Source organism: Brachybacterium timonense, from assembly GCF_900258505.1.
GTDB classification, from domain to species: Bacteria; Actinomycetota; Actinomycetes; order Actinomycetales; family Dermabacteraceae; genus Brachybacterium; species Brachybacterium timonense.
The window spans coordinates 954,675-978,908 of record NZ_LT984895.1 but is presented as its reverse complement, the minus strand read 5'-3'; the positions used below and the strand labels follow the sequence as shown (position 1 = coordinate 978,908).

The following is a 24,234-nucleotide window of genomic DNA, read 5'->3' as shown; positions in this document are numbered from 1 at the left end:
GGAAGAAGCTTGGCGGAGGCGGACGGGAATCGAACCCGCCAGACCGAGATGCTCGGTCTCACTGGTTTTGAAGACCAGGGTGCCCACCAGGACACGTACGCCTCCATGCGATGACGGTGCAGGTCAGGGCACGGCTTTGCGTGTCGACGATGGTACTCAGATCTGTCGCGCATACGAAGTGAACACATGAGGCGCCCGGGTTGCCGTCGGCCATCATGGTATCGCGCCTGGTGAGGGTCGACGAATTTTTCCGCGCGAAGCTGCGAGAAGCAGCGACTCCCAGGCCCGTCTCCCCCGGGACTCGTGACGGCACGTCCGTGGGCGCAAGCTAGTGGCCCGCGCTCAAGTGGGCGAGCCGTTCGTGGCTCATGAGATGGTCCCGCACCTCATCGAGGTCTTGCACGAGGTCGTCAAGCGGGATGGAGGTGCCATTCTCATAGCGGACCGCCACGCTCGCGCCATGCAGCTCAAGGTACGAGTTCCGAATGTCCGGGTACAACGCGGAAACGACGTCGTTGACGCCGAATCGAAGTCGCACACGGCTGCCCACTCGTTGTTCGCCTCTGTGTGAAGCGCAGGCCCCGCCCGGCGGTGCGAATCGGCACGGGCGAGATGACGCCCGAAGTCGAGCACGTCTCACGCCACAGCGAACTGGTATGTGCGCGCCCCGGCTGCGGCACGCTCACCGGCGTGCTCTGAGAAGAGAAAGGTGAAAGCAACGTCATCCGGGCGGAACAGGGGCAGGACGTTGTCGGAGATCTGCTCGATCACCGCATGCCGCGTCGTACGCGTGTTCACTCGGAGGTCCATGTCAAGTTCGGCAGTTCCCGAGTCGGAATCGAGGGTGGCGCAGATCGATCGGAACGTACCTCCGGGGAAAGCTCGCAGCACACTCTCACCGATAGCTGCGATGAGTGACTGGTGATCTTCCGTAGTGGGCACGCGCGCTCCCCCGCTCTCTTGGTGTCCTACGAGCATGCCATCTGCGATGACTCTCCGCTTATGCTTTGCTGACTGCCGCACCAGCGCACGCCGGTGCCCCGCCCGGCCTGCCCAGCGGAGTTCCCATCCGCGTGTATCGGAAGAGGCCCTCGGCCCAGGCCACGACTGCTCGTCGTCCTATACTCGAAGCATGAGCAACGACGCACACGATGCATCCGTCTCGGACACCCCTGCAACTCCCCCCGTCCGCTTGACCACGATGGCGCACGGCGGCGGGTGCGCCTGCAAGATCCCGCCGGGCGAGCTCGAAGAAGCGGTCGCTGCCCTCGCGGGACAGCAGTTCGATTCGGTGATCGTCGGTCTTGACGACGGGGACGACGCCGCCGCTGTCCGGGTGCGGGATGACCTCGCCGTGCTCTCCACTGCCGACTTCTTCACCCCGGTCGTCGACTCCCCGTTCGATTGGGGGCGGATCGCGGCGGCGAACGCCCTGTCCGACATCTACGCGATGGGCGGCACCCCGGTCGTAGCGATCAACCTGGTCGGCTGGCCGCGCGACGTGCTCCCCTTTGAGCTGCTGCAGGAAGTGCTGCGCGGCGGTCTCGCGGTCGCGCAGGAAGCGGATGTTCCGGTGATCGGCGGGCATTCGGTCGACGATCCCGAACCGAAGTACGGCATGGCCGTCACCGGGACCGCGCATCCGGATCGTCTGCTGCGCAATGATGCGGCGAAGGCTGGGCTGCCGCTCACCCTCACGAAGCCGATCGGCGTCGGACTGTTGAACAACCGGCAGAAGACCACCGGTGAGGTGTCCGAGGCGGCGATCGCTACGATGACGCAGCTGAACCGGGAGGCTTCGCTCGCCGCGCTCAAGGCCGGGGCGAAGGCCGCGACCGACGTCACCGGGTTCGGGCTGCTCGGCCATCTGTTCAAGATGTGCCGGGCCTCCGGCGTCGGGGCTGTGCTCGATCTCCCGTCCGTCCCGCTCGTGGACGGGGCTCTCGAGGCGCTGCGGGGCGGGTTCATCTCGGGCGGTACGCGCCGCAACCTCGACTGGGTGCGCGACAGCGTGCGCGCCGGCTCGGGAATCAGCGAGGAGGACCTGCTGCTGCTCGCCGACGCGCAGACCTCGGGCGGTCTGCTCGTCGCCGGTGAGGTTCCCGGCTACCCGGTGATCGGCGAGCTTGTCGTGGGCGACGGCATCGATGTGCGCTGAGAAGCGCACACCGGATGCGGCGAGCTCTGATCTCGAGCGCACTCAGCAATGCGCAACGGCCCCGGCGAGCAGATGCTCACCGGGGCCGCTTGTCGCTCAGGGCTTGCCCTCAGGTCTCAGCCTGCCGTGGTGATCGAATCGTCGGTGATACCCGCTGCACGTCGTGCAGCGAGGCGCGCCTTCTGCGGCTCGATCACACGGCGCGGATCCTTCACCGACTCCAGGCCGGCGCCAAGAACGCCGAAACGGGTGAGCACGGACGACGCGAGTAACGCCGCACCGCTGGCTACTGCCACGGCGCGAGACTTCCCGGCGAACAGGGTGCCGATGCCACCGGCGATTGCGAGACGCTCGGCCCACTTCAATTTCGTGCCGGCCTCATCGGTCTCCAGCGGCTCCCGCTCGAGCGGGTGCATGGACTCCTTCATGCGGTGCATGGAGACGACGTCGCCGATCACACCCGCCGCAGCGAGAATGCGGGCGGGCCGCGCCTGCGTGGTGGGGCTCATGATCATCGCGGCACCACCGGAGGCGAGGCTCGCCGAAGAGGCGAACAGGAAGGGCAGATGTTTGCGGCCAGCGGCCCAGGTGGGGACCGCCGTGTCGCCCAGCAGCGCACCGGTGTAGGAGGCTAGCAGTGGGGCGAGTGCCGCCTGGCCGAGCGTCACGGGGCCCTCGGTGGAGTAGACCAGCGGGCGGACCTTCTGCAGCGGCAGGCGCTGCTGCGTCATACGATCCACTTCGATGGCGCCGAGCACGCCCGACAGCGTGCTGAATGACGCAAGCACCCAGGTGCCCAAGCTCATCGGGGAGGTCACCTTGATGGTGCGCATCATGTGAAGGAACCGCTCAGGGCGGCCCAGGTCCTCGATCAGAGCCGCGGTGCCGATGCCCACCGAGCCAAGCGTCACCAGACGGGTCGCTCGACGCATCTCCTCGCGACCGGTCACGTGTGCCCCGGCACCGAGCAGTGCCGACCCGCCCGCAAGTCCACCCAGGAACAGGTAGAGGGCGATCGGGCCACGCCACGGCGGAGCTTTCACCACGGGGCGGCCGTAGTAGGACTCGAACTGCATGTCGCCAGCGTTGGTCATCTCGCGCATGCCGGACGCCTCGCCAGCGCCCCGCCGGCGCCGGTTCTGGCCGGCCATCGCAGCCTCGGCTGGCGTGGTGGCGTCCTCGCCCTCGATTCGCTTGCGGCGCCGCTGCCCGGACTCCTCCGGACGGTAGCTGTCGAAGGAACTGGTCATCGTCGGCCTCCTGCGAAAGCGAGAAGGGCGGCGGCAGCCATGCCCACCGCGGCGATCCCCACGCGGGCGTACATCGAGGGCAGGTCCTTGGTGGGAACCTGCGGATCCGGTGGCAGGCCGTACACCTCGGGCTCATCCAGAAGCAGGAACACTGAGCCGGTGCCGCCCACGCCGTCCTTGGAGTTCGCGCCGTACAGACGTGCTTCCGTCATGCCGCGTTCATGCAGTTCACGCACACGCTCCTGTGCGGAGGCGACCATGTCCTCGCGGGTACCGAACTTGATCGACGTGGTGGGGCACGTCTTCGCGCAGGCGGGCTGCTCCCCATCCACCAGCCGGTCGTAGCACAGCGTGCACTTGTGGGCGGTGCCCATCTCCTTGGCTTCCGTATCCACGCGCGGATCGCGGGATTCCTTCGGGGAGATGGTGCCGTCGTCGCGACGCTCGATCACACCGAACGGGCAGGCGCCCACGCAGGTGCCACACCCATTGCAGATGTCCTGCTGCACCACCACACTGCCATGCTCACTGCGGAACAGCGCGCCCGTGGGGCACACGTCCAGGCACCCAGCGTTGGTGCAGTGCTTGCACACGTCCGAGGACATGAGCCAGCGGAACTCCGGGGTGTCCGGCGGTGTCCGGTCCACGTCACTGAGATCACCCTCGGGCAGGGCACCACGTGCGGAGTCCGGTTTCTTGCCGATGGTGGGCATGCCCAGGCTCACCAGGCGTCGGCCTGATTCGCGGGCTTCCTCGATGCGTTCCCGGCCCTGTTCAACGAATGCCACGTGCCGCCAGGTGTTCGCGCCCAGGGCTCCGGTGTTGTCGTAGCTCGAGCCGAGGATCTTGCGTTCCCCGTCGGCCGGGTTCTGGTTCCACTCCTTGCAGGCGACCTCACAGGCTTTGCAGCCGATGCAGATCGAGGTGTCGGTGAAGAACCCCTTGCGGCTGTGGTCGTGTCCCCAGCCGGTGTCGACGATCGGCCCTTCCGGTCCGGACAGCAGCGTCATCGCGGCTCACCCTCCTTCGCTGTGGTCTCTCCGCTCGGGGCTGCGCCGGCTTCATCCGAGCCGGCGACCTCAATCGGCACCGCGTCTGACGAATCCTTCGCGCTGTCATGACCCAGCGGGTCATGCTCGCGCAGCACCGGCTCCGCCTCGACGATGCCGGCCCGTAGCTGATACTCGCGCACCAGCTCACGTAGCGCTGCACCTCGCGGTCGGCGACCCGGGCGGATCGCGCACTGGTTGTTCTTGCTGCCCTGGATCTGGGTGTTCACATCCAGGTTCATGCCGATCAGGTCATTCACGGCATCACCGGTGACGATCGCCTCCTTGCCGCGCGCCCAGTGGTAGGGCAAACCGATCGTGTGAACGGTCTTCCCGCCGATCTCCAGCGGCGTCATCCGCTCAGTCACGAACACACGTGCCTCGATCGCGGAACGAGCCGAGATGATCGTCATCCAGCCGTAGGGCTCCAGGCCCAGCTCTTCGGCAAGTTCCGGGGAGACCTCGCAGTACAGCTCCGGCTGTAGCTCAGAGAGGTACGGCAGGAATCGACTCATGCCACCAGCGGTGTGGTGCTCCGTGATCCGGTACGTGGTGAACACATACGGATACACGCCGGAATCCGCACCGGTCACGCCGGGTGAGTTGAGGTTGTCCTCATCGCGGTCCGGGTGGATGCCGGTGGGCGGGGTCTGCTGCGAGTACAGCGGGTTGACCACCATAGATTCGGGGCCCTCATAGTGCGTGGGCAAGGGGCCGTCGAGCATGCCCGTCGGGGCGAAGAGCCACCCGCGCCCATCGGACTGCATGATGAATGCGTCGGTGCCTGCGAGTCCTGCCGGACCGCCCTTGGTGACATCACCCGGATCATCGGGGCGCTTCGTCGGCGGGAAGTCAGGCACGTCGTTGCCGACCCACTTGCCCTGCTCCTCATCCCACCAGATGTGTTTCTTGCGCTCGGACCAGGGACGGCCCTGTGCATCCGCAGAGGCGCGGTTGTACAGGATGCGGCGGTTCGCGGGCCATGCCCAGCCCCAATCAAGGGCGACAGGGCTCTGCTCCTTACCCGAGGTACGACGCCGCGAATGGTTCACGCCGTCCTTGAACACGCCCGCATAAATCCAGCAGCCACCCGCGGTGGAACCGTCGTCCTTCATCTCGCCGAAGGCCCCGAGCAGCTGCCCGGCCTTCTCTCCGGTGAGGTGGCGGCCGTTGATCTCCTGCAGCACGACCTCCGCATCGGGCTCGCCGTGCTCGTCCACCGGGTAGTCCCAGGTGAGTTCGAGCAGCGGACGATCCCGCTCATCGGTGGAGTCCTTGAGCTTCTCGCGGATACGAACACCGAGGTCGTAGATGAACTCGAGCTCGCTCGTGGCGTCATCGGGCGCCTCGGCACCGCGGTCGCGCCACTGGAGCATGCGCTGGGTCTGCGTGAAGGACCCGGCCTTCTCCATGTGGTTCGCCGCAGGCAGGAAGAACACCTCGGTGCCGATGTCCTCGGAGCGGACCTCACCGGACTCGATCTCCGGGCCGTCCTTCCACCAGCTGGCCGACTCGATCATGTAGTAGTCACGCGCCACCAGCCACTTGAGATTGGACATGCCCTGCCGCTGCAGGCGGCCGTTAGCGGAGCCCACCGCCGGGTTCTGCCCCAGCAGGAAGTAGCCGTCAACCCCACCGTCCAGCATGCGCATCAGCGTCTGATAGGTGCTGTGTGCGCCGGTGAGCTTCGGCAGGTAGTCGTAGCAGTAGTCGTTCTCCGCCGTCGCGTGATCGCCCCACCAGGCCTTCAGCAGGTTGATCGTGTAGACGTCAGCGTTGGCCCAGAAGCCCTTCTGCTCCTTCTTGCCGACAGCCCGCGTATAGGCGTGGAGTTCGTCCTGACCCACCTTCGGCATCGGCAGGTAGCCAGGCAGCACGTGGAACAGGGTGGGCAGGTCGGTGGCGCCCTGGATGTTGGCGTGGCCACGCATGGCCATGATGCCGCCACCAGGACGACCGATGTTGCCCATGAGCAGCTGGAGCACTGCCGCGGTGCGGATCATCTGCGCACCACCCTGATGCTGGGTCCAACCCAGGGCGTACGCGAAGCACGTGGTCCGCTCACGACCGGAGTTCTTCGCGATCATGGTCGCGAGGTACTCGAAGTCCTCGCGAGAGATACCACAGTACTGCTCAACGAGCTCCGGCGTGTAGCGCGCGTAATGCTTCTTCAGCAGCTGGAACACGCAGCGCGGGTGCTGGAGGGTCTCATCACGCTCGGGCACACCACGGTTGACGCTGTCCTCATCGCCGGCGTAGCGCCATGTGGAGAGGTCATAGGTGCCGGTCTCGGGATCGAAACCGGAGAACAGGCCATCGAGGTCTTCAGCGTCGGCGTACTCGTCAGTGATGATCGTGGACGCGTTCGTGAACGTGCGGACGTACTCCTCGAACCACAGATCGTTATCAAGCACGTACTTGATCACGGCGCCGAGCAGGATCACGTCCGAGCCGGAGCGGATCGGGATGTGCCGATCAGCGCTTGCCGAGGTGCGCGTGAACCGCGGATCCACATGGATCACGGTGGCACCACGCTTCTTGGCCTCCACGACCCACTGGAACGCGACCGGGTGCGCCTCGGCCATGTTCCCGCCCTCGATCACGATGAGGTCGGAGTTCGCGAAGTCCGCAACATACTGGGTGGCGCCGCCGCGCCCGAACGAGGCTCCCAAACTGGGAACCGTGGCGGAGTGTCATATGCGGGCCTGGTTCTCCATCTGGATGGCCCCTGCTGCGGTGAACAGCTTCTTGATGAGGTAGTTCTCCTCATTGTCGAGCGTCGCGCCACCGAGGCTGGCGATGCCCATGGTGCGCCGCAGCGGGCGCCCCTGCTCATCGGTGTCCTCCCAATGCTTGCGACGCGCCTCGAGGAAGCGATCCGCGATCATGTCCATCGCGGTGTCGTGATCGAGCTCCGTCCACTCGGTGGCATACGGGGCGCGGTACTTGATCTTCGTCTGGCGCAGCGGGGAGTTGCCCAGCTGCTCACTGGCCGCACCCTTGGGGCACAGGCGGCCACGGGAGACAGGAGAGTCGGGGTTGCCCTCGACGTGGGTGACCTTGCCGTCCTTGGAGTACACCAACTGACCGCAGCCCACGGCGCAGTAGGGGCACACACTCTGTGCGACGGAATCGGCCTCAAAGGTGCGTGGCGCGGTCTCGCGCGTCGCCTTCGACGTCACGGCAGCACCGCGGCCTGTCTTATCGGCCGACCTCAGCTGCCGGATCACCGGCCAATCGAGGAACGTGGTGGGACTCATGCGCTAAACCATAGCATCGAACGCGGCCCACAGCCCAGAGAAACTGCACGTCAGCACGGATTCCCACAGGACCTGCAGGCTTCTGACTGATACCGCATTTAGGCAAAATGGGCCGTTCGGAAATGACGCGTTATCCCAGGCATGGTTCAGGGATCAGGAGCGGACCGCTCGGCCTGGGGACGACCGTGAGCGCCGACGGGGCCATCCAGTTCACTCACGGATGATGAGGATCCGTTTCCTCGCGAATCTGTTCATGGTGGCGAATCACCTCAGTGACGATGAACCGCAAGAACGCCTCGGCGAAACGCGGGTCCAGCCCCACGTCATCGGCAAGGGACCGTAGGCGCGCAATCTGTTCCTGTTCGCGGGCCGGGTCCGCGGGCGGAAGGCCGTGCTGCGCTTTCAACCGGCCAACTCTCTGCGTGTGGCTGAAGCGTTCAGCGAGCAGGTGGATCAGGGCAGCATCGATGTTGTCGATGCTGTGGCGTTCCTGTGCGAGCAGCTCCCGCGCACGCTCGCTCTCCTGCGAGACGCCGTCACTGGCCGACGTGGCGTCGGTTCCCTCCGCAGCAGACGCACCCCGCCGCGGTTCCTCGGGCTGCGTGCCCATCAGGCGCTGCGCTCCTGGCGTTGCGTCGCCGTTGACGCTGCACGCTCGGTGTCCTTGCCGGTGAGCATCAGCGGCGCCTGACCTTCTGTGACCACACGCTCGGTGATCACCACCTTGGCGACGTCATCGCGCGAGGGCACCTCGAACATGACCGGTTGCAGGGTCTCCTCGAGGATCGCCCGCAAGCCGCGAGCACCGGTCCCCCGCTCGATCGCGCGGTCCGCGATCGCTTCCAGCGCTGTTTGTTCGAAGTCCAGTTCGGCTCCGTCGAGCTCGAACATCCGCCGGTACTGGCGCACGAGCGCGTTCTTCGGCTCGGTGAGGATCCGCACGAGAGCCTCACGGTCCAGGTCCGACACGCTGGTGATCACCGGCAGACGGCCGATGAACTCGGGGATAAGGCCGAACTTCAGCAGGTCCTCCGGCTGGAGCTTCGCGTAGATCTGCTCCTGCTCAAGCGGCGTGTGCAGCTCGGCGCCGAAGCCGATGCCCCGCTTGCCGATACGCGAGCCGATGATGTCCTCGATACCCGCGAACGCGCCCGCCACGATGAACAACACATTCGTGGTGTCGATCTGGAGAAAATCCTGGTGGGGGTGCTTGCGACCACCCTGCGGGGGCACTGCCGCCACCGTGCCCTCAAGGATCTTCAACAACGCCTGCTGCACACCCTCACCTGAGACGTCGCGCGTAATGGAGGGGTTCTCCGCCTTCCGGCCGATCTTGTCGACCTCGTCGATGTAGATGATGCCGCGCTCAGCACGTTTGACGTCATAGTCCGCGGCCTGCAGAAGCTTGAGCAGGATGTTCTCGACGTCCTCGCCCACATAGCCCGCCTCGGTCAACGCTGTTGCGTCAGCCATCGCGAAGGGCACATCCAGCAGTTTCGCAAGCGTCTGAGCGAGGTAGGTCTTACCGCAGCCCGTGGGGCCGACGATCATCACGTTCGACTTCGCGACCTCGACCGGCTCTGGGCTCGGCGCCGGTTCCTTCTCAGCCTGACGGCGACCGGTGCGCTTGGGCCCAGGCGTCGTGTCCGCAGCCTGATCAGCATCTTCCTGGGCACGCACCCGCTTGTAGTGGTTGTACACGGCGACCGCGAGAGCACGCTTCGCGGGCTCCTGGCCGATCACGTACTCCTCGAGGAAGTCGAAGATCTCCTGCGGCCGCGGCAGGGGTGCACGCTCCTCCGCCGGGGGCTGCGCTGCCTGGATCTCCTCCGCGATGATCTCGTTGCACAGTTCAATGCACTCTTCGCAGATGTAGACACCGGGGCCGGAGATGAGCCGCTCGACCTGCTTCTGCGATTTCCCGCAGAACGAGCATTTGAAGACCTCGGGCCCCTCACCGGCGCGCGCCATCGGATTCCTCTCGGTTCTCAGGTCAGGACGCGCTCCAGGCTACCGAATGCCTCACCGGATCCGGCGGAGCCGGGGCGGGAGCGGCGTCACGTGGTCCGTCTCCATCCACGGTGGCGCAGTTGGACGTGCCGGTGCCGCGGGGCACTACTCGATGCTGGCCGCGGCACCGGCACTGTCTCAGCGTGAAATCTGCGGCGTGGTGTCCTTGCGCGAGGCGAGGACCTGGTCGACCAGGCCGTAGTCGAGGGCACCCTGCGCGGTGAGGATCTTGTCGCGTTCGATGTCGCGACTGATCTCTTCTGCGGAGCGGCCCGTGTGCTGGGCAAGGGTGTGCTCAAGCCATTCGCGCATGCGGAGGATCTCATTGGCCTGGATCTCGATGTCGGAGGCCTGACCGCCACCCTGTCCACCCATCGCGGGCTGGTGGATGAGGATGCGGGCATTGGGCAGCGCGAGACGCTTGCCGGGCGCGCCGGCGGCAAGCAGCACGGCGGCCGCGGAGGCAGCCTGCCCCAGGCACACCGTGGTGACTTCGGGCTTGATGTACTGCATGGTGTCGTAGATCGCGGTCAGCGCCGTGAAGGAGCCGCCGGGACTGTTGATATACAGCGTGATATCGCGATCGGGGTCCTGCGACTCCAGCACGAGCAGCTGCGCCATGACGTCGTCGGCCGAGGCATCATCCACCTGGACACCCAGGAAGATGATGCGGTCCTCGAACAGTTTCGTGTACGGGTCCTGCCGCTTGAAGCCGTAGGCAGTGCGCTCTTCGTACTGGGGCAGAACGTAGCGGGAGGTGGGCGTGGCACCCGCGCGGGCGACGGGCAGCGGGAACGGGGAACGGTGGTCGAAGGTCACGAATGCTCCTTGGGAGGCTAAGAGAACGGGTCGGAAAGCGGGGCGGAGGTCACACCTCGGTGCCGCCGCCGCCCGTGACGTCATGGGCGCGGGAGACGATCTTGTCGATGAACCCGTACTCGAGGGCCTCCGGCGCTGTGAACCAGTGGTCGCGGTCGCCATCAGCAATGATCTGCTCAACGCTCTTGCCGGTCTGCTCGGCGGTAAGCTCGGCCATCTGCTGCTTCATCGAGAGGATGAGATCGGCCTGGATCTTGATCTCCGAGGCCGTTCCCCCCAGCCCGCCCAGCGGCTGGTGCATGAGCACTCGGGTGTGAGGCGTGGCGAAGCGCTTGCCCGGCGTGCCCGAGGACAGCAGGAACTGCCCCATCGAGGCGGCCATGCCCATCGCGACGGTGACCACATCCGGCTGGATGTACTGCATGGTGTCGTAGATCGCCATGCCGGCAGTGATCGAACCGCCTGGGCTGTTGATGTAGAGGTAGATGTCCTTGGTGGGGTCCTCTGCGGCCAGCAGCAGCATTTTCGCGCAGATCGCATTGGCGTTCTCGTCGCGTACCTCGGATCCGAGCCACACGATGCGCTCGCGCAGCAGGCGCTGGTACACGTTGTCGTCCAGCCCCATCGGGAAATCTCCGGCGGCGTTGCGAGGCTGTGAGGTCACGGTGTCTCCTTCTCGACGGATATCGATACGACGACTCTAGGCGCTCACACCGACAAACCTGTGTCGTGTTCGCCCCTGGCGCACTGCCTCGTCGGACTCGTCGTCCCCGCAGCGCGCCGATGAGGCGCGCACCACGGAACAGTCATGGCGCGTCCCGTCGTCTCTGGCCTGCCCCACGCAGCCGTCAAGAGAGCGCCAAACCCTCTGCCTATCTCCTCCAAACCGATGGTTCCCCCGCATATGTCCTCCTAGCGTGGCCGCACCGCAGCAGTCGCACATGCACCGCTCGGATTTGCAGTCGTAGTCGGGCCGTCACGGCCCTGGAAGGAACAGCTCCGATGGCACAGCACAACACGCACCGCGCTCCGCGGCGCGCCACGTCCCCAGCCCTTGTCAGCCGCACCGCACGCACGGCGGGAGGCGCTGCCCTGCTCGGCGCGGTTCTGTTCGGCGCGGCTGGCGCATTCGGTTCCGCCGACGCGCAGGCAGCTCCTGCCCCTGCAGCGACATCCGCTCCCGCAGCCCAGGCTTCTGCACCCGCGCAGGCAGCCCCGACGGCCGCCCTCGATACCACGCGCACACTGCGTTACGGCTCTCGTGGCGCTGCGGTGAGTGACCTGCAGAAGGCCCTGAACGCGAATGGCGCTTCCCTCGCCGTGGACGGAAAGTTCGGGCCTCGCACTCGATCCGCTGTGAAGGACTACCAGGCATCGAACGGGCTCGCGGTCGATGGCATCGTCGGCCCGAAGACCCGTGGCTCCCTGAATGGGGGCGGCGGTTCCATCACAGGCGGAGCCGGCGCATCAGGCGGTCGCTCGGCATCGTCTACCTCCGGTCTCGTCTCCACCGCCCGTGCACAGGTGGGAACCGGCTACACCTACGGCGGGAACTCGCCGTCGGAGGGCTTCGACTGCTCCGGCCTGGTCAATTATGTGTACGCCCAGCACGGCATCGACCTGCCGCGCACCTCCGGCGGCATCGCCGACGGCGGCCGGTGGATCTCCCGCTCGGAAGCGAAGCCGGGAGACATTGTGGTGTGGTCCGGTCACGTCGCGATCTATGCCGGGGACGGCCAGATCATCGATGCTTCCGGGTCGAAGCGCGTTGTAATGGAGCGCGCGATCTGGGGTTCACCGAAGGGCTTTGTGACCTACCGCTGACCCTCGGGGTCGCACCCCGGGGCACCCACACACGTCAACCCTCGCCGGCGAGATGGGGCGCGTCACGGGGGCGCCTACAGCGGGACACGATGAAGCGGGCCGACGCAGATGCGTCGGCCCGCTTCATGATTCTCAGCGAGTCACCTCACCGCGGTGGTCATCCCCGTCCCACCTCCGGGCTGCGGATGCGGCCACGCGGTGCCCGGTGTGGATGCCGGATCAGGCGTCCTTCTCGCCGGACTCCTTCGCGTCCTTCTCGTCGGCAGCATCGGCCTTCTTCGCTGGCGCCTTCGTGGCCGTGGTCTTCTTCGCCGGGGCCTTCTTGGCAGGTGCCTTGCGGGTGGTTGTCTTCTTCGCCGGGGTCTTCGCGGCAGCCTTGACGTCCTCAGCCGTCTCCTGCTCAGCGGCACCGGACTCGTCGGCCTTCTTCGCGGCGGGCTTCGTCTCTGCCTCATCCGCGGCGTCATCGGAGGCATCATCCGCGTCTGCGTCGTCCTCGGAGCCGCCGAGCTCGAGATCGAGCACATCGCCCGACTCGTTCTTCACGGTGACATCCGCAAGCACGACGTCAAGCGCCTTGGAGCGCTGAACCTCTGCGAAGATCTGCTCGAGCTGGCCGGACTGGGCCAGCATCTGCAGGAACTGGTTCGGCTCGATACCGTACTGCGCAGACAGCTGCTGCAGGTAGCCCATGAGATCCGACTGCTCGACAGACACCTCGCGAGTCGCGTTGATCTCATCGAGCAGGAACTGAGCGCGGATTGCCTTGACAGTGTCCTCGCGAATTTCCTCACCGTGCGAGTCACCGGGCTCCTTGCCCTCGTTGCGCAGGTGGTTGTCGATCTCCTCCTGGACCAGGCCGTCCGGCACCGGAATCTCCAGGTCATCCAGGAGCTTCTCGAGCAGGGCGTTGCGGGCCAGCGCCACGCGGTTACCCTTCGCGTCCGCTTCGGCCTTCTCCTTCAGGTCGGCCTTGAGCTCATCGAGCGTGTCGAACTCGGAGGCCATCTCCGCGAACTCGTCGTCGGCCTCCGGCAGCTCACGCACCTTGACGGACTGCGCGGTGACCTTCACCGAGGCCTCTTCGCCCTCACGCTCGCCACCGGCAAGCTTCGAGGTGAAGGTGGTGGTCTCGCCGGCAGACAGACCCAGCAGAGCCTCGTCCAGGCCCTCGAGCATGTTGCCCTCGCCGATGCGGTACGAAACACCCTCGACGGACTCGATCTCCTCGTCTTCGATCGTGGCTGTCATGTCGAGGGACACGAAGTCGCCGTCTTCGGCCGGGCGGTCAACGCCCACCAGGGTGCCGAAGCGCTCGCGCAGCTGATCCAGGCGCACCTGGACGGCGTCGTCGTCGACCGTCGGCTCCTCGACCTCGACCTCGAGAGCGGAGAAATCGGGCAGGTCGATCTCGGGGCGCACGTCCTGCTCGACGGTGAAGATGAGGTCACCCTCGTCCTTGCCGTCCAGGCCGGGCACCTCGGTGATCTCAACCTCGGGGCGGCCGACGGGCTTGATCTCTGCCTCGGTTGCCGCCTTCTGGTACAGGTCGGGCAGCGCGTCGTTCACGGCCTCCTGCATGATCGCGGGGCGGCCGAAACGCTGCTCCACCAGACGGGTGGGGACGTGTCCCTTACGGAAGCCCGGGATCTGCACCTGGTCGGCGATCTTCTTGGTCGCGGCCTCGACGGCCGGCTTCAGCTCGTCGAACGGAACCTCGACGGTGAGCTTGACCCGGGTCGGGCTGAGCTTGTCGGCAGCGGTCTTCACTTCTCAGGACTCCCTGTGGATGTCGTTGTGCGGTGGACGGATGGTTGATCCGGTGGATTCGCCGCCAAGGACTCTCTGTCACGAGAGCCCGGTGGCGGAGTCGGGGTGACAGGATTTGAACCTGCGGCCACCCGCTCCCAAAGCGGGTGCTCTACCAAGCTGAGCTACACCCCGGAGGACAACCCACCGGATACTACCCGCTTCAGCCTGCACATGCCCGACGGGCTCATGGGCGGCGTGAGCGTTCTCATGGCGTCGGTCCGGCCCGATCGGCCCGTCGGCGCCTCCGGATCTGGTTCAATAGGTCCGGACCGCACGACGATGCGACCGCAGCCTCGGCTGCGGGGCAGGGACTCGAGGCGTGGCTGGCACATCGGCCGATCACCCACGATTTCCAGCATCGTCGCAGGTCACGCGGGCGTAGCTTAATGGTAAAGCCTCAGTCTTCCAAACTGATGACGCGGGTTCGATTCCCGTCGCCCGCTCCGCAAATCGGCTGGTCAGGCAGCTTTTTCACCCGACCGGCCGGCTTCTTCATCACCCCCTGCACGCAGTGCATATGTTGTGGAATCCAGGCTCTTGAGAGTTGCGTGTGGGCGCGCGGTTGACGCGGGGCAGCCGGGCATAGACGTCGAGGTCCTCGATGATGAGCGGATTTCTACCCTCGACGTAGCGCGGCCGATCGTCATCGGGCGCTAGCGTGGAAAGATGGGAGACGCGCGGGAGGCCCTCGTTGAAGCTGCGATGCTCCGGTGGCCGGAGCATCAGTGGCATGCGGGCGACCTGCATCACGGAGCCTTCCATCTTGTGCTGACCACTCCTGACGGACCCACGGTTCGCGCCACGCTCGGCCAACGCGGACGCGAACGCAGCCGACGTGAGGCGAACACGCTCTTCACCCTGGAAGCGGCCCAGCTGCCGCTCACCATCCCGCGGATCCTCGACGGCCCATACTGGGCGCAACCTCCACGAATGTGGATCACGTCTGTGACCACCGTGCCAGGGTCGCCCACCGATGATCTGACTACCTGCTCGGCCCAGAGAATCTCTGCCTACGCAACAGTGTTGAACACGCTCCGAGAAGCGTCATCGGCATGCCACTCCTTGCCTCCGGTGAGAGCGTGGTGCGGTGGAGACCAATGGCCGGACATCGTGCAACACGACTTGATCCCACGACTCGGGACGCCAGTCGGCGGTGTCGCCGCAGAACGGGTCACGACCGTGCTCGAGGCTGAAAGCCATGGGACGCCCACCCTCTGCCACGGCGACTTCGGCCCTCACAACATCCTGTGGTCCGAGGACAAGGTTGTTTCGGTCATTGACTTCGACCATGCCTGCATGGGCGATCCCGCAATCGACATCGCACCACTCATCAGCTTCCATGGCGCGTCGCGCCTGGCATCGCTCTGCTCAGCGGAAACAATTCGAAGAGCAATGCTCCACCGTGCAACGCTCCCCCTACAGGTCGCCGCTGCTGCACATCTCGCCGGACTTGGTCAGCTCCGAGACCACGCTCTTGCGAACTTCACCCAGCGCTCTGCCGAAGGCACCTTGTTCGACCCCAACGGAGAGACACCAGACTGACACGAGACGCATCGCGCCAATGAGCGCCCCAGTAACCCCGCCACCAACCGTGAGCACCTGCAGAAGCTCATCGCACTCGGCCACTGCATCGCCCGTAGTTTCCGGAGCCTCGAGCACTACCCGATGCATGCATCAACGGCGTGGACCTAGCTGTCGCCTATGGTGGTCCGGCAGCATACCCGAACGTGAGCGTTGCTCACCTTGTCGCCGAAGGTTTGTTTGCGATCGTCGATCAGAGCCCAGAGAAAACCGATACCGCATGTCGCGAAGTCAATGGCGTGACTGACAGATTGAACGAAAACGCGTGCACGCCTCAGCGGGGCACCATCGACTCCAACAAATTGGAGACCAGCTATCCTGTAAGCGTACGGCTGACCATTTCTCGACGTTGCAGCCCACATGCCGCTCACGATAAGAAAGGCCACCGCAGAGAAAATCCACGCACCCGGACTGGCGGGGTCAGAGCGCCCAACAAGAATTGTCCCGAGCAACTGGTAGATGAGCGCCCAAGGGATAACGAACCCTAGGATATATGCACCCGCCCTGCGCAACCACACGTGCATCTCCTCTCCCCAAGTAGAAAATCACTCGAGCCCGACCGGTGTCAAGGATCGAGCATTCCGCCTAGCGGACCTCCTTAGCTCGGATCGCAACCTCCGAACCGGACCACCTGCATCGCTCGCTCACCGTTCGAGACTGGAAGCTTCAGTACCCACCGACACACCGCTACCGACGATCCAGTCCGGGGGACTGCTGCACCCCTGAGGCAGGGCCGGCACTTACCCCATTACTGCCTATCTGTCCAACAACGAAGTTGCTAGGATTCAGCACTAATGTTGTAGCGAAGGGGAGGGGACGTGATGATCCAGGCTTCTGACCTGCTGCGCGACCTCGAAGTCGCGATCTTGGGAGGAGAGGCCGATGTGTGGCAGCTCAACCTCCCAGATGGCCAGAGGGTTGTCCGGCAGATCGTCCCTTCCCGCGACAGGATGGGGCTGCGTGAAGCAGCTCCCTACCTCAACTCCCGTACAGGCGTGAGGCCTCTCCTGGTGGCAGGCACTGCCACTACGGGCCTCATGCGGCGAGCACTAGCTGGCGACGTCGACTTACTACTGGCAGACCCCCTCCAAATCGTGGTCAGGGGCATCCCCTACACGGACGCCACTGAACTCCCCCTGAGCGCTCCACGTCCGCGCACCCCGCGACAGTCCCGCTCCTGGACTCGCTGGGCCATCACGCGCATGTTCGCCACTACAAGCCACCCCCTGAACCAGGGAGAGATCGCATCCGCGCTCGAGACCTCGCAGCAGAACGTCTCTCGGATCCTGCGGGAGATGGAGGGGATCGACCGGGCCCCCTCCGGTCGCTACTACGCCTCCGTCCCCACGCAGCTACTGAACGACTGGGTCGCGGAGTACCCCGGTCCCGGAGGAGCAGCCTTTGGCTGGTACTCCCTCGATAGCACCGTCTCCCAGACTTTGCAGGCCTACGACATTGCACAGCTAAGCGGTACGCACCCCCTTATCTCAGGCGATGTCGCCGCTGACGAACTCACCCCATGGAGACTTCCCGAACGAGGCCTGCTCTACCTGCAAGCCCCACTCAACCTCGAGGACGACGGCTTCGTTCCTGCGCCTCTAGAGGAGGCCACCCTCATTACTGTGGTGCCCCGCGACCGCACACTCTGGCCCGCCGCCACCTGGCAATACGGCAAAGTGCCCCGCCATGCCGACTACGCGATCATCTACCGCGACCTCCTCGAAACCGGCGGCCCCGACTCACCCGATGCTGCACGCGTCCTGCTGGAGAGCTGCACCAAGAGCCAATGAACATGATCGTTACTGCGCACTCCACCAGCACCGCTGATGCACTCGGCTACCGAGGACAGCATGCCATCAGCCAGACCGCCTCAGCGCGAGGCATCGAGAACTACCGCATCATCGGCGGACACATGGTGCGGCTCCTCCTACTCGCCTACCCCGCCGAGCGGGCCATCCCCCGGTCGACCGTCGACGCCGACGCCGGCCTCGGCGGTGTCGAGCTCGTCGTCCCCCTCGTCGACCAGCTCCAAGACGACGGATACACCAAGGAGTCCGGTAATACCTACACCAAGGAGCTCGACGACGGAGAGATCATCTCCATCGACATCCTCGTACCCTCCGACCGCCCCCAACCCGGCCTGCGCCCTGTAACGGTGCCCGGCGTCGGGCAGGTCGACAGCCTCTCTGCCATGAGCCTCGTCATGGCCAGCGAACCACTCCGCCTCACCGTCCACGCACACCTCAGCGCCGACGAAGTGCTGGAGTACGACGTCAAAGTGCCTGGGCTGGACATGGCACTCCTCCTCAAAGCAGCAGGATGGAAGAACCGACGAAGCCCTAAAGACATCGCCGACATCGCCACACTGCTAGAGATCCGCGAAGCACACCCCGAGCTCCCCTGGACTCTCGACGCGCGCCCCCTCCGAGGGCGACGTCGCGACGCAGCGCAAGCGCTCCACGAGCTAGAAAATTTTCTCGGCAGAAGGACCTCCTCTACGCCGCCGCCCACGACGGTCGACCGCCCCCGACTGCGAGCACTGATCAAGCGGCACATCGCCAAGCCGACACCCTGACAGCAGGGCTTTCCGCAGGTCAGATCTACTGAGCCGGATGCCGCAAACGACTCGAGTTCGCAACACCCTACGAAGTACTCTCCGAGCACCTGTTGCAATGACCCACTGAAACCGCCGCGTCAATAGGGTCTACCCCAACATGACACCTTTGCCGTGTGAAGCGCCCTGGGTTTCGTTCCGTGGTTAGACGGGCGTGGGCGCGGTCGTCGTGGGGTGAGTGTAGGACGCTTCGACTTCCGCGGGGGTGCGGTAGCCGAGCGCTTCGTGCAGACGCTCGGTGTTCCACCAGTGGACCCAGCCCATGGTGGCGGTCTCGACCGCCTGGGTGGACTCCCAGATTCGCTGGGAGTGGATCAGCTCGGCCTTGAACAAGCCGTTGACGGTCTCGGCCAGGGCGTTGTCGTAGGAGTCTCCGACGGAGCCGACTGAGGCGGTGAGCCCGGCAGTGATCAGCGCGTCAGAGTACGCCAGGGAAACGTATTGGGCGGATTCAATCGGTGGTTGCAACACCGGTGTTGTCGAGTGAGTGTAGCTGGTCGGCGAAGACCTCAGCGGGAGTTCTCCAGCCGAGGACTTTCCGGGGGCGGTTGTTGAGCGTGTATGCGACGGCTTCGAGCTCNGGGCGGATTCAATCGGTGGTTGCAACACCGGTGTTGTCGAGTGAGTGTAGCTGGTCGGCGAAGACCTCAGCGGGAGTTCTCCAGCCGAGGACTTTCCGGGGGCGGTTGTTGAGCGTGTATGCGACGGCTTCGAGCTCCAGTGCGCTCCAGCGTGTGAGATCTGTGCCTTTCGGGAAGTACTGACGCAGAACCCCGTTCGTGTTCTCGTTCGTCGGGCGCTGCCACGGCGAGTGGGGGTCGGCGAAGTACACCTGAGTGCCCGTCTCGAGCGAGAATTGCGCGTGATCGGAGAGCTCTTTGCCACGGTCCCAGGTCAGCGTCTTGCGTAATTGGGCCGGCAGGTTCGTGATTGACGAGGTCAGCGCCTGGGCCATCGCGCCGGCCCCGTAGCCAGCCAGGGCCGGACCGTTCTTCTCTCGGGGCTGCTGGCCGTAGCCAGGCAGGCGGGGCAGGTGCACCAGTATCGTCGTGCGGCTGCTGCGTTCGACGAGGGTGCCGATCGCAGATCGGTTCGTGCCGATGATCAAGTCGCCTTCCCAATGGCCTGGCACCGCCCGGTCAGCGGCTTCGGCCGGCCGCTGGGAGCTGACGACGTCGGCAGTGACGCGCCCCTGGGGCTTATTCCGCGTCCTTGCTCTGGGCTTGCGCAGTGATCGACCGGTCCGCAACGCGGCGACAAGTTCACGCCTGAGCGCTCCGCGCCCTTCGATGTAGAGGGCCTGGTATATCGCTTCGTGACTGATCCGCATGCTCTCATCATCGGGGAACTCGACCTTGACTCGCTGAGCGATCTGCTCCGGGCTCCACGCCAGAGACCACTTCCGGTCGCCCCGGCGCGGCCTGTTCCGGCCCTTCCACTCCGCCACCTTGGGTCCGTCGACACAAGTTCCGTCGGGCAAGCGCAGGCACCCGTCCAGGCGCTGTTGAACGTACTCGCGCAATCTTGGGTTGCTTACGAGCTTCGCGGTCTTCGGGCGACGGGCAAGCAGTTCGGCCTTCCACTGTGCGACCGAAGCCCGATACTCGAGCTTCCCACCCCGAGTCGCCGCATTCCGGCGGAGCTCTCGTGAGATCGTCGAGGCATCCCGGCCGAGCCTGCGTGCGATCTCGCGGACACCAAGACCACCGGAGTGCATCAGCGCGATTTCTTCACGCTCGGCGAATGACAGGTACCGTCCACCTGGCGGGGACAACGTGATCGTCGGCATGCCGCCACCTTGACGGAACCAGCGGGCCCCGACCGCGGGTGACACGCCGATCGCCGCCGCCGCATCCTCGGACGAGGCCCCACTGGCGATCCGCACCCAGAACTCTCGCTCGATGCTCCGCCTGCTCGATGGGGCCCCGGGCGAGATCATCGGATTCCTTCCCGTGAGCTCCTTCAACCATCCCGCTGGACGACCCATGACCACCCTCTCTGACAGGGTGTTGCAACGACCAGTTGAATCCGCCTTGGGCTCCTCGGTCGCTGTGATGGATCAGTCCGCTCTGGCTGCGCACGGCGCCACTGGTCAGCAGTGCGTGCTCCAGCGCCAGCAGGGGCAGGCCGTCGGTGTGGAGGGTCGCAGAGACGGCCCATCCGACGATCTTGCGGGTGCATACGTCGGTGATGAAGGCGACGTAGCAGAATCCGGCGAGGATCCGCACGTAGGTCATGTCAGCGACCCACAGGCGGTTCGGCTGCTCTGCAGTAAAGCGCCGCTCGACCAGATCCGGGAGGGCATCGGGCACGTGAGTGGGGTATGTGGTGACCGGCTTCCGGCCACGCCGTACCCCCTGAAGGCCAGCTCCTCGCATGAGCCGGGCGACCTGGTCACGGCCCACGTCCCAGCCAGCGCGCCGCATCGCATGGTGCATCTTCCGCACCCCGTAGACGCTGTAGTTCTCGGCGTGGATGCGCCGGATCTCCGGCAGGAGAACCTCATCCCGCAGAGCTCTGGCCGAGGTTGGGCGTGCCTTGGCGGCCCGGTAGCCGCGGGAGGTGATGAACCCACATTCTGTCGCGCTGAGCACGCGGCAGATGGCCCAGGCCCCGAACTGATCACGGTGCTCGTCGATGAACCGGATCATCTCGTCGTGGGGCGGTCGATTTCCGCGGCGAAAAAAGCCGAGGCCGCTTTGAGGATCTCGTTGGCACGGCGAGCTTCAGCCAGCTCGCGGCGCAAGCGCCGGTTCTCCTCCTCGAGCGACTCGCTGCTGCCAGCGGACGGTTCGGTGGGGCCGTAGCGGTTGCACCAGATCCGCAGGGTCTCCAGGCCGACACCGAGTTGGGGTGCGATGGCCCGGATCGACTCTGCGCGCGGGCCTGGCGGTCGTAGACCATCCGCACGGCGAGGTCACGCAGCTCGGGACTGAACTTCTTGGGCATACTCCGATTCTCCTTGCTGAGACTCGGAACAAAACCCAGGACGCTTCAGACGAGCAGCTTGCCAAACACCAACTGGGGACATACCGTGTGGGCCACGACACTCACGTACGTAGGGATACATATGAGCCGAAGATCATTTGCTCGGCACCGCCGCCTGGCAATCGTGCTCGCGACCGCGACGCTAATTCTCACTCCCTTGGCTACCGCGTCCGCGGGCGGCACGGACACCCGGATCGATGTCACTGCGGTTGGCACATCCGATTCGGCCGGGGCTTTCTCAGCGGCCCTCGATCAGTATTTAACAGGTGCGGTCAGCCACTCCGGCGTCCCGACCTTCGACCGCGATCGGGCGCTTGCCGACGGCGCATCCGACGATCTCGTCCAGGCCGGCGACTTCTACAATCAGATGATGTCCGCATATGCGTCGGAAGACACCGGTGACGACATCACCGCGACGAAGCTGTCGCTGCCCGTGTGGGGGAACTGGTGCGGTCCAGGGTACGGAGGAGGTCCCGCCGTAGATCTCCTCGATCGAGCATGCCGCGCCCACGACAAGTGCTACGCCAGAAAGGGGTATTTCAACTGCAGTTGCGACCGGAGCCTGATCGGCACAATCAACCGTGACTACAACCGAATGCATACGACAGAGAAGATCGCCGCTACCGCCGTGAAGGCGTACTTCTCTGCACAGATGAAGGTGAAGTGCTGAGTCGATGTCCACTGAAACCGTCCGGCCGAAACCACCATTAAGCGGAACACAGATCAACCTTCTGATCTTCATCACGTCGGTCACCATCTGCATTATCGCACCTATCGCCAACAGTGGGATCTATCTTATCGTACCGCTTCTCGGGATCACTTCGATCATCGTATCCATCATCAAGCACTCATGGTGGACAATTTCGCTCGGCGCGCTCGAAATTCTTTCGCCAGGAATTCTATATTTCATTGTCGACTACATTCTGTGGCACTCGTGAACCGTGCCAACAGAGACAAGAAGGGACGTAGCATGGTGAACATGGGGCGAATAATCTCGACGTCGACTGCCGCATTGACACTGCTCGCAGGAATGTTGGCGACCTCGTCATCAGCATGGGCGACCGCAGAGCCAGATCAGAGCAACGACGCTGATCAGGCTGTCATCACGCCAATGAAAAAGACCGACATCGATCCGCGCGTGGTCAAGACAGTCTCGGCGAAGGGCTGCACGGCGAGGATCATCGAGTTCAAGGGCCCCAACTCTGCGGGTGGCGTGTACACGACTTATCATCGCTCGACGATTTCCTGCGGGAAGATCTCCGGTGGAACGGAAGCGCGCGCGCATCTGAACTGCATCGCCGCTCCTGACCGATACACCAGCTGGGCGCGCTCTGGCGAGACGTGGGAGTCCGGTTCATGTAAGAAGGCGCGAAGTGTGAGCATTCAACTCAGGTGAGTCACCAGGAATGCATCGCAGCCTACTTTCCGCACTCGAACCCGCAGCTCAGCCCTCGCTCGGGCTCTGCCATGCGAGACTTGCTAACCTCCTGCCTGAGTCGCGCCACTTTAGTGCACACCCTCCCCAGGGAGGTTTTCAAGCAGCTCGGTGGCTTCATTGGGAATGACTGGGTGGATCGTGTGCCGTTGCTCGCCGGTACGCAGCACCACCGATCGCAGAGGAGCCAGCCTCGTGAGGAACTTCTTGATACTCACCCCGGTCCGGGCCTGCACTACACGGGACACCGCAAGAGCAGCGAACACGATCGTCAGGTGCGCCTCGGTCGACTCCCTGGTCCGGTGAAAGATCGGACGCGCTTTCAGATCCGACGTCGACATCCGAAACGACTGCTCTACCGTCCACAAATCGTGATACGCCGCCACGACCGCATGACCACTCATCAGCGAGACCGGAATGCTCGTGACGGCGGTGTCATAGCGCCGTAGCAACACTCCCGGTCGGCGGGGGTCTGATCGGTGGAGTGTGCGGATGTCGCCAGCGAGGTTGCCGTTCAGTGACAGGTCGGAGATATCGACGGCATCGAAGGCGGGCTGGTCCGTGCAGAAGATTGCTCGTCACCTGGGGAACTGCCCGTCAGTGACCTCGCGGGAGATACGACGGAACTCAACGAAGACACGCGGCTACCAGGCCGTGAGTGCGGACGTGGTCGCAGCGATGGCGGGCTCGCCTGCACCGGAACCACCTGTGTCAGTGAGGGCCTTCTACGCTCCGAAGACGGGCTGAGAACTACAGCCCGGCCAACGTGGGGCATGCGCCTGTCGTGGCGATCACTTGCTCGCACCACTACACCCCGCTGCTCTCTTCGCAGTAGTCGCAACCGCTCTGCGGTTAGTGCAGATAAGGAGTTTCCGGTGGTTCAGACCCTTGCCCCATCCACTCACACTGCCGGTGATGCACAGCAGCTCGGACGCGTCTACGACATGCTCACCGCTGAGGAAGCCCTCTCGCCCCGACCCAGGTACTACCTGGTGGGCGGCGCCGATGAAGACCCCGTTGAGCTGCCCGAGGAGGTCTACGAGGTGTTGCTGCACGTCGTCACTGCGATGCGCAAAGGGATGTCAGTGACCATCTCGCCGTCCACGGAGACGCTGACCACACAGCAGGCGGCTGATCTTCTGGGAATCAGTCGTCCCACACTCATCAAAGCTCTCGAAGAGGGACACCTTCCCTTCACTCGCGCGGGGACGCACCGCCGGATCGCACTGCCCGATGTGTTGGAGTACGGCGAGCAACGGCGCCAGGCGCAGTACGCAGCCATTGACGCTCTCTCCGTTGACGTTGACGAGACCAGCGACGTCAACCAGACCCTGGCTGAGCTACGCCAGGCACGCAAGGCCGTCGCCGCTCGACGAAGGGCAGCGACGAGCGCCTGAAATACACTGGTCAGGTGTTCTCCGCTGTCCTTGACAC

General features: G+C 64.8%; 22 protein-coding genes, 3 tRNA genes and 3 pseudogenes. 11 read left to right on the top strand and 17 right to left on the bottom strand.

Features of this window, described 5'->3' with window-relative positions; translation table 11 throughout:
• Positions 1-10: 10 nt before the first annotated feature.
• From C8271_RS04205 to C8271_RS13830, 3 genes are all read right to left on the bottom strand, one after another.
• Positions 11-105, bottom strand: a tRNA-Sec gene (locus C8271_RS04205).
• 223 nt (positions 106-328) lie between these two features.
• Positions 329-538 carry a hypothetical protein gene (locus C8271_RS04200; protein ID WP_106506236.1) on the bottom strand — a complete coding sequence of 70 codons (210 nt, stop codon included), beginning with the start codon at positions 536-538 and terminating at the stop codon, positions 329-331.
• Between the two features lie 98 nt (positions 539-636).
• Positions 637-798 (bottom strand): hypothetical protein, encoded by a 162-nt coding sequence (locus tag C8271_RS13830; RefSeq protein WP_170957799.1) that lies wholly within the window; start codon positions 796-798, stop codon positions 637-639.
• A gap of 334 nt (positions 799-1,132) precedes the next feature.
• Between C8271_RS13830 and selD the strand changes: the two genes are divergently transcribed.
• Positions 1,133-2,158: a selenide, water dikinase SelD gene (gene selD, locus C8271_RS04190; protein WP_106506234.1), complete on the top strand. Its 1,026-nt coding sequence runs from the start codon at positions 1,133-1,135 to the stop codon at positions 2,156-2,158.
• A gap of 116 nt (positions 2,159-2,274) precedes the next feature.
• Here selD and nrfD read toward each other — a convergent pair whose 3' ends face one another.
• From nrfD to C8271_RS04150, 7 genes are all read right to left on the bottom strand, one after another.
• Positions 2,275-3,408 (bottom strand): NrfD/PsrC family molybdoenzyme membrane anchor subunit, encoded by a 1,134-nt coding sequence (gene nrfD / locus C8271_RS04185; RefSeq protein WP_106506233.1) that lies wholly within the window; start codon positions 3,406-3,408, stop codon positions 2,275-2,277.
• Positions 3,405-4,418, bottom strand: coding sequence for a 4Fe-4S dicluster domain-containing protein (locus C8271_RS04180; protein WP_106506232.1), 1,014 nt, complete (start codon positions 4,416-4,418; stop codon positions 3,405-3,407). The genes nrfD and C8271_RS04180 overlap by 4 nt, the downstream gene beginning before the upstream one ends.
• Positions 4,415-7,717: a formate dehydrogenase-N subunit alpha gene (gene fdnG, locus C8271_RS04175; RefSeq protein ID WP_245920878.1), complete on the bottom strand. Its 3,303-nt coding sequence runs from the start codon at positions 7,715-7,717 to the stop codon at positions 4,415-4,417. The genes C8271_RS04180 and fdnG overlap by 4 nt, the downstream gene beginning before the upstream one ends.
• Positions 7,718-7,931: 214 nt before the next feature.
• On the bottom strand, positions 7,932-8,327 hold the full coding sequence (locus C8271_RS04165; RefSeq protein WP_106506229.1) for a chorismate mutase: 396 nt from the start codon (positions 8,325-8,327) through the stop codon (positions 7,932-7,934).
• Positions 8,327-9,688 carry an ATP-dependent Clp protease ATP-binding subunit ClpX gene (clpX, locus tag C8271_RS04160; protein ID WP_106506228.1) on the bottom strand — a complete coding sequence of 454 codons (1,362 nt, stop codon included), beginning with the start codon at positions 9,686-9,688 and terminating at the stop codon, positions 8,327-8,329. Before clpX ends, C8271_RS04165 begins: the two co-directional genes overlap by 1 nt.
• 177 nt (positions 9,689-9,865) lie before the next feature.
• Positions 9,866-10,546 carry an ATP-dependent Clp protease proteolytic subunit gene (locus C8271_RS04155; protein ID WP_106506227.1) on the bottom strand — a complete coding sequence of 227 codons (681 nt, stop codon included), beginning with the start codon at positions 10,544-10,546 and terminating at the stop codon, positions 9,866-9,868.
• A gap of 49 nt (positions 10,547-10,595) precedes the next feature.
• Positions 10,596-11,171 carry an ATP-dependent Clp protease proteolytic subunit gene (locus C8271_RS04150; RefSeq protein WP_106507875.1) on the bottom strand — a complete coding sequence of 192 codons (576 nt, stop codon included), beginning with the start codon at positions 11,169-11,171 and terminating at the stop codon, positions 10,596-10,598.
• A gap of 377 nt (positions 11,172-11,548) precedes the next feature.
• Here C8271_RS04150 and C8271_RS04145 point away from each other — a divergent pair, with 377 nt between their 5' ends.
• Positions 11,549-12,370, top strand: a complete 822-nt coding sequence (locus C8271_RS04145; RefSeq protein ID WP_106506226.1) for a C40 family peptidase — start codon at positions 11,549-11,551, stop codon at positions 12,368-12,370.
• Positions 12,371-12,589: 219 nt separating this feature from the next.
• On the opposite strand, the gene tig is transcribed toward C8271_RS04145, so the two are convergent.
• Positions 12,590-14,140, bottom strand: coding sequence for a trigger factor (tig, locus tag C8271_RS04140; protein ID WP_106506225.1), 1,551 nt, complete (start codon positions 14,138-14,140; stop codon positions 12,590-12,592).
• Between the two features lie 100 nt (positions 14,141-14,240).
• Positions 14,241-14,314, bottom strand: a tRNA-Pro gene (locus C8271_RS04135).
• A gap of 240 nt (positions 14,315-14,554) precedes the next feature.
• Here C8271_RS04135 and C8271_RS04130 point away from each other — a divergent pair.
• Both C8271_RS04130 and C8271_RS14275 read left to right on the top strand, forming a co-directional pair.
• Positions 14,555-14,625, top strand: a tRNA-Gly gene (locus C8271_RS04130).
• Between the two features lie 223 nt (positions 14,626-14,848).
• A complete protein-coding gene (locus C8271_RS14275) occupies positions 14,849-15,724 on the top strand; it encodes a phosphotransferase (protein ID WP_106506224.1) in 876 nt (291 codons plus the stop codon).
• A gap of 146 nt (positions 15,725-15,870) precedes the next feature.
• On the opposite strand, the gene C8271_RS14440 is transcribed toward C8271_RS14275, so the two are convergent.
• On the bottom strand, positions 15,871-16,287 hold the full coding sequence (locus C8271_RS14440) for an RDD family protein (RefSeq protein WP_106506223.1): 417 nt from the start codon (positions 16,285-16,287) through the stop codon (positions 15,871-15,873).
• A 297-nt stretch (positions 16,288-16,584) separates the two neighbouring features.
• Between C8271_RS14440 and C8271_RS04115 the strand changes: the two genes are divergently transcribed.
• Both C8271_RS04115 and C8271_RS04110 read left to right on the top strand, forming a co-directional pair.
• Positions 16,585-17,553, top strand: coding sequence for a type IV toxin-antitoxin system AbiEi family antitoxin (locus tag C8271_RS04115; protein ID WP_245921171.1), 969 nt, complete (start codon positions 16,585-16,587; stop codon positions 17,551-17,553).
• A complete protein-coding gene (locus C8271_RS04110; protein WP_138774518.1) occupies positions 17,550-18,338 on the top strand; it encodes a hypothetical protein in 789 nt (262 codons plus the stop codon). The genes C8271_RS04115 and C8271_RS04110 overlap by 4 nt, the downstream gene beginning before the upstream one ends.
• Positions 18,339-18,521: 183 nt before the next feature.
• On the opposite strand, the pseudogene C8271_RS04105 reads toward C8271_RS04110, so the two are convergent.
• The 3 genes and pseudogenes from C8271_RS04105 to C8271_RS14435 form a co-directional block, all read right to left on the bottom strand.
• Positions 18,522-18,824 (bottom strand): annotated as a pseudogene (locus C8271_RS04105) (transposase); the annotation flags it as partial.
• 142 nt (positions 18,825-18,966) lie between these two features.
• Positions 18,967-20,364, bottom strand: a complete 1,398-nt coding sequence (locus tag C8271_RS04095; RefSeq protein WP_425428184.1) for an IS30 family transposase — start codon at positions 20,362-20,364, stop codon at positions 18,967-18,969.
• 103 nt (positions 20,365-20,467) lie between these two features.
• Positions 20,468-21,225, bottom strand: a pseudogene (locus tag C8271_RS14435) (IS3 family transposase); the annotation flags it as partial.
• Between the two features lie 264 nt (positions 21,226-21,489).
• Between C8271_RS14435 and C8271_RS04085 the strand changes: the two are divergent.
• The 3 genes from C8271_RS04085 to C8271_RS13685 are packed head-to-tail and all read left to right on the top strand — an operon-like array spanning position 21,490 to position 22,761.
• Positions 21,490-22,035 carry a phospholipase A2 family protein gene (locus C8271_RS04085; protein ID WP_106506218.1) on the top strand — a complete coding sequence of 182 codons (546 nt, stop codon included), beginning with the start codon at positions 21,490-21,492 and terminating at the stop codon, positions 22,033-22,035.
• Between the two features lie 4 nt (positions 22,036-22,039).
• Positions 22,040-22,303: a hypothetical protein gene (locus C8271_RS04080; protein WP_106506217.1), complete on the top strand. Its 264-nt coding sequence runs from the start codon at positions 22,040-22,042 to the stop codon at positions 22,301-22,303.
• Positions 22,291-22,761: a hypothetical protein gene (locus tag C8271_RS13685; RefSeq protein ID WP_138774517.1), complete on the top strand. Its 471-nt coding sequence runs from the start codon at positions 22,291-22,293 to the stop codon at positions 22,759-22,761. The genes C8271_RS04080 and C8271_RS13685 overlap by 13 nt, the downstream gene beginning before the upstream one ends.
• Before the next feature lie 110 nt (positions 22,762-22,871).
• On the opposite strand, the gene C8271_RS13680 is transcribed toward C8271_RS13685, so the two are convergent.
• The gene (locus C8271_RS13680; protein ID WP_138774516.1) at positions 22,872-23,204 is read right to left on the bottom strand and encodes a hypothetical protein; all 333 of its coding nucleotides are present in this window, start codon (positions 23,202-23,204) and stop codon (positions 22,872-22,874) included.
• 88 nt (positions 23,205-23,292) lie between these two features.
• Between C8271_RS13680 and C8271_RS14430 the strand changes: the two are divergent.
• Together C8271_RS14430 and C8271_RS04065 are read left to right on the top strand one after the other, a co-directional pair.
• Positions 23,293-23,475: pseudogene (locus C8271_RS14430) on the top strand (helix-turn-helix domain-containing protein); the annotation flags it as partial.
• Positions 23,476-23,675: 200 nt separating this feature from the next.
• Positions 23,676-24,197: a helix-turn-helix domain-containing protein gene (locus tag C8271_RS04065; RefSeq protein ID WP_170957797.1), complete on the top strand. Its 522-nt coding sequence runs from the start codon at positions 23,676-23,678 to the stop codon at positions 24,195-24,197.
• Positions 24,198-24,234 lie beyond the last annotated feature (37 nt).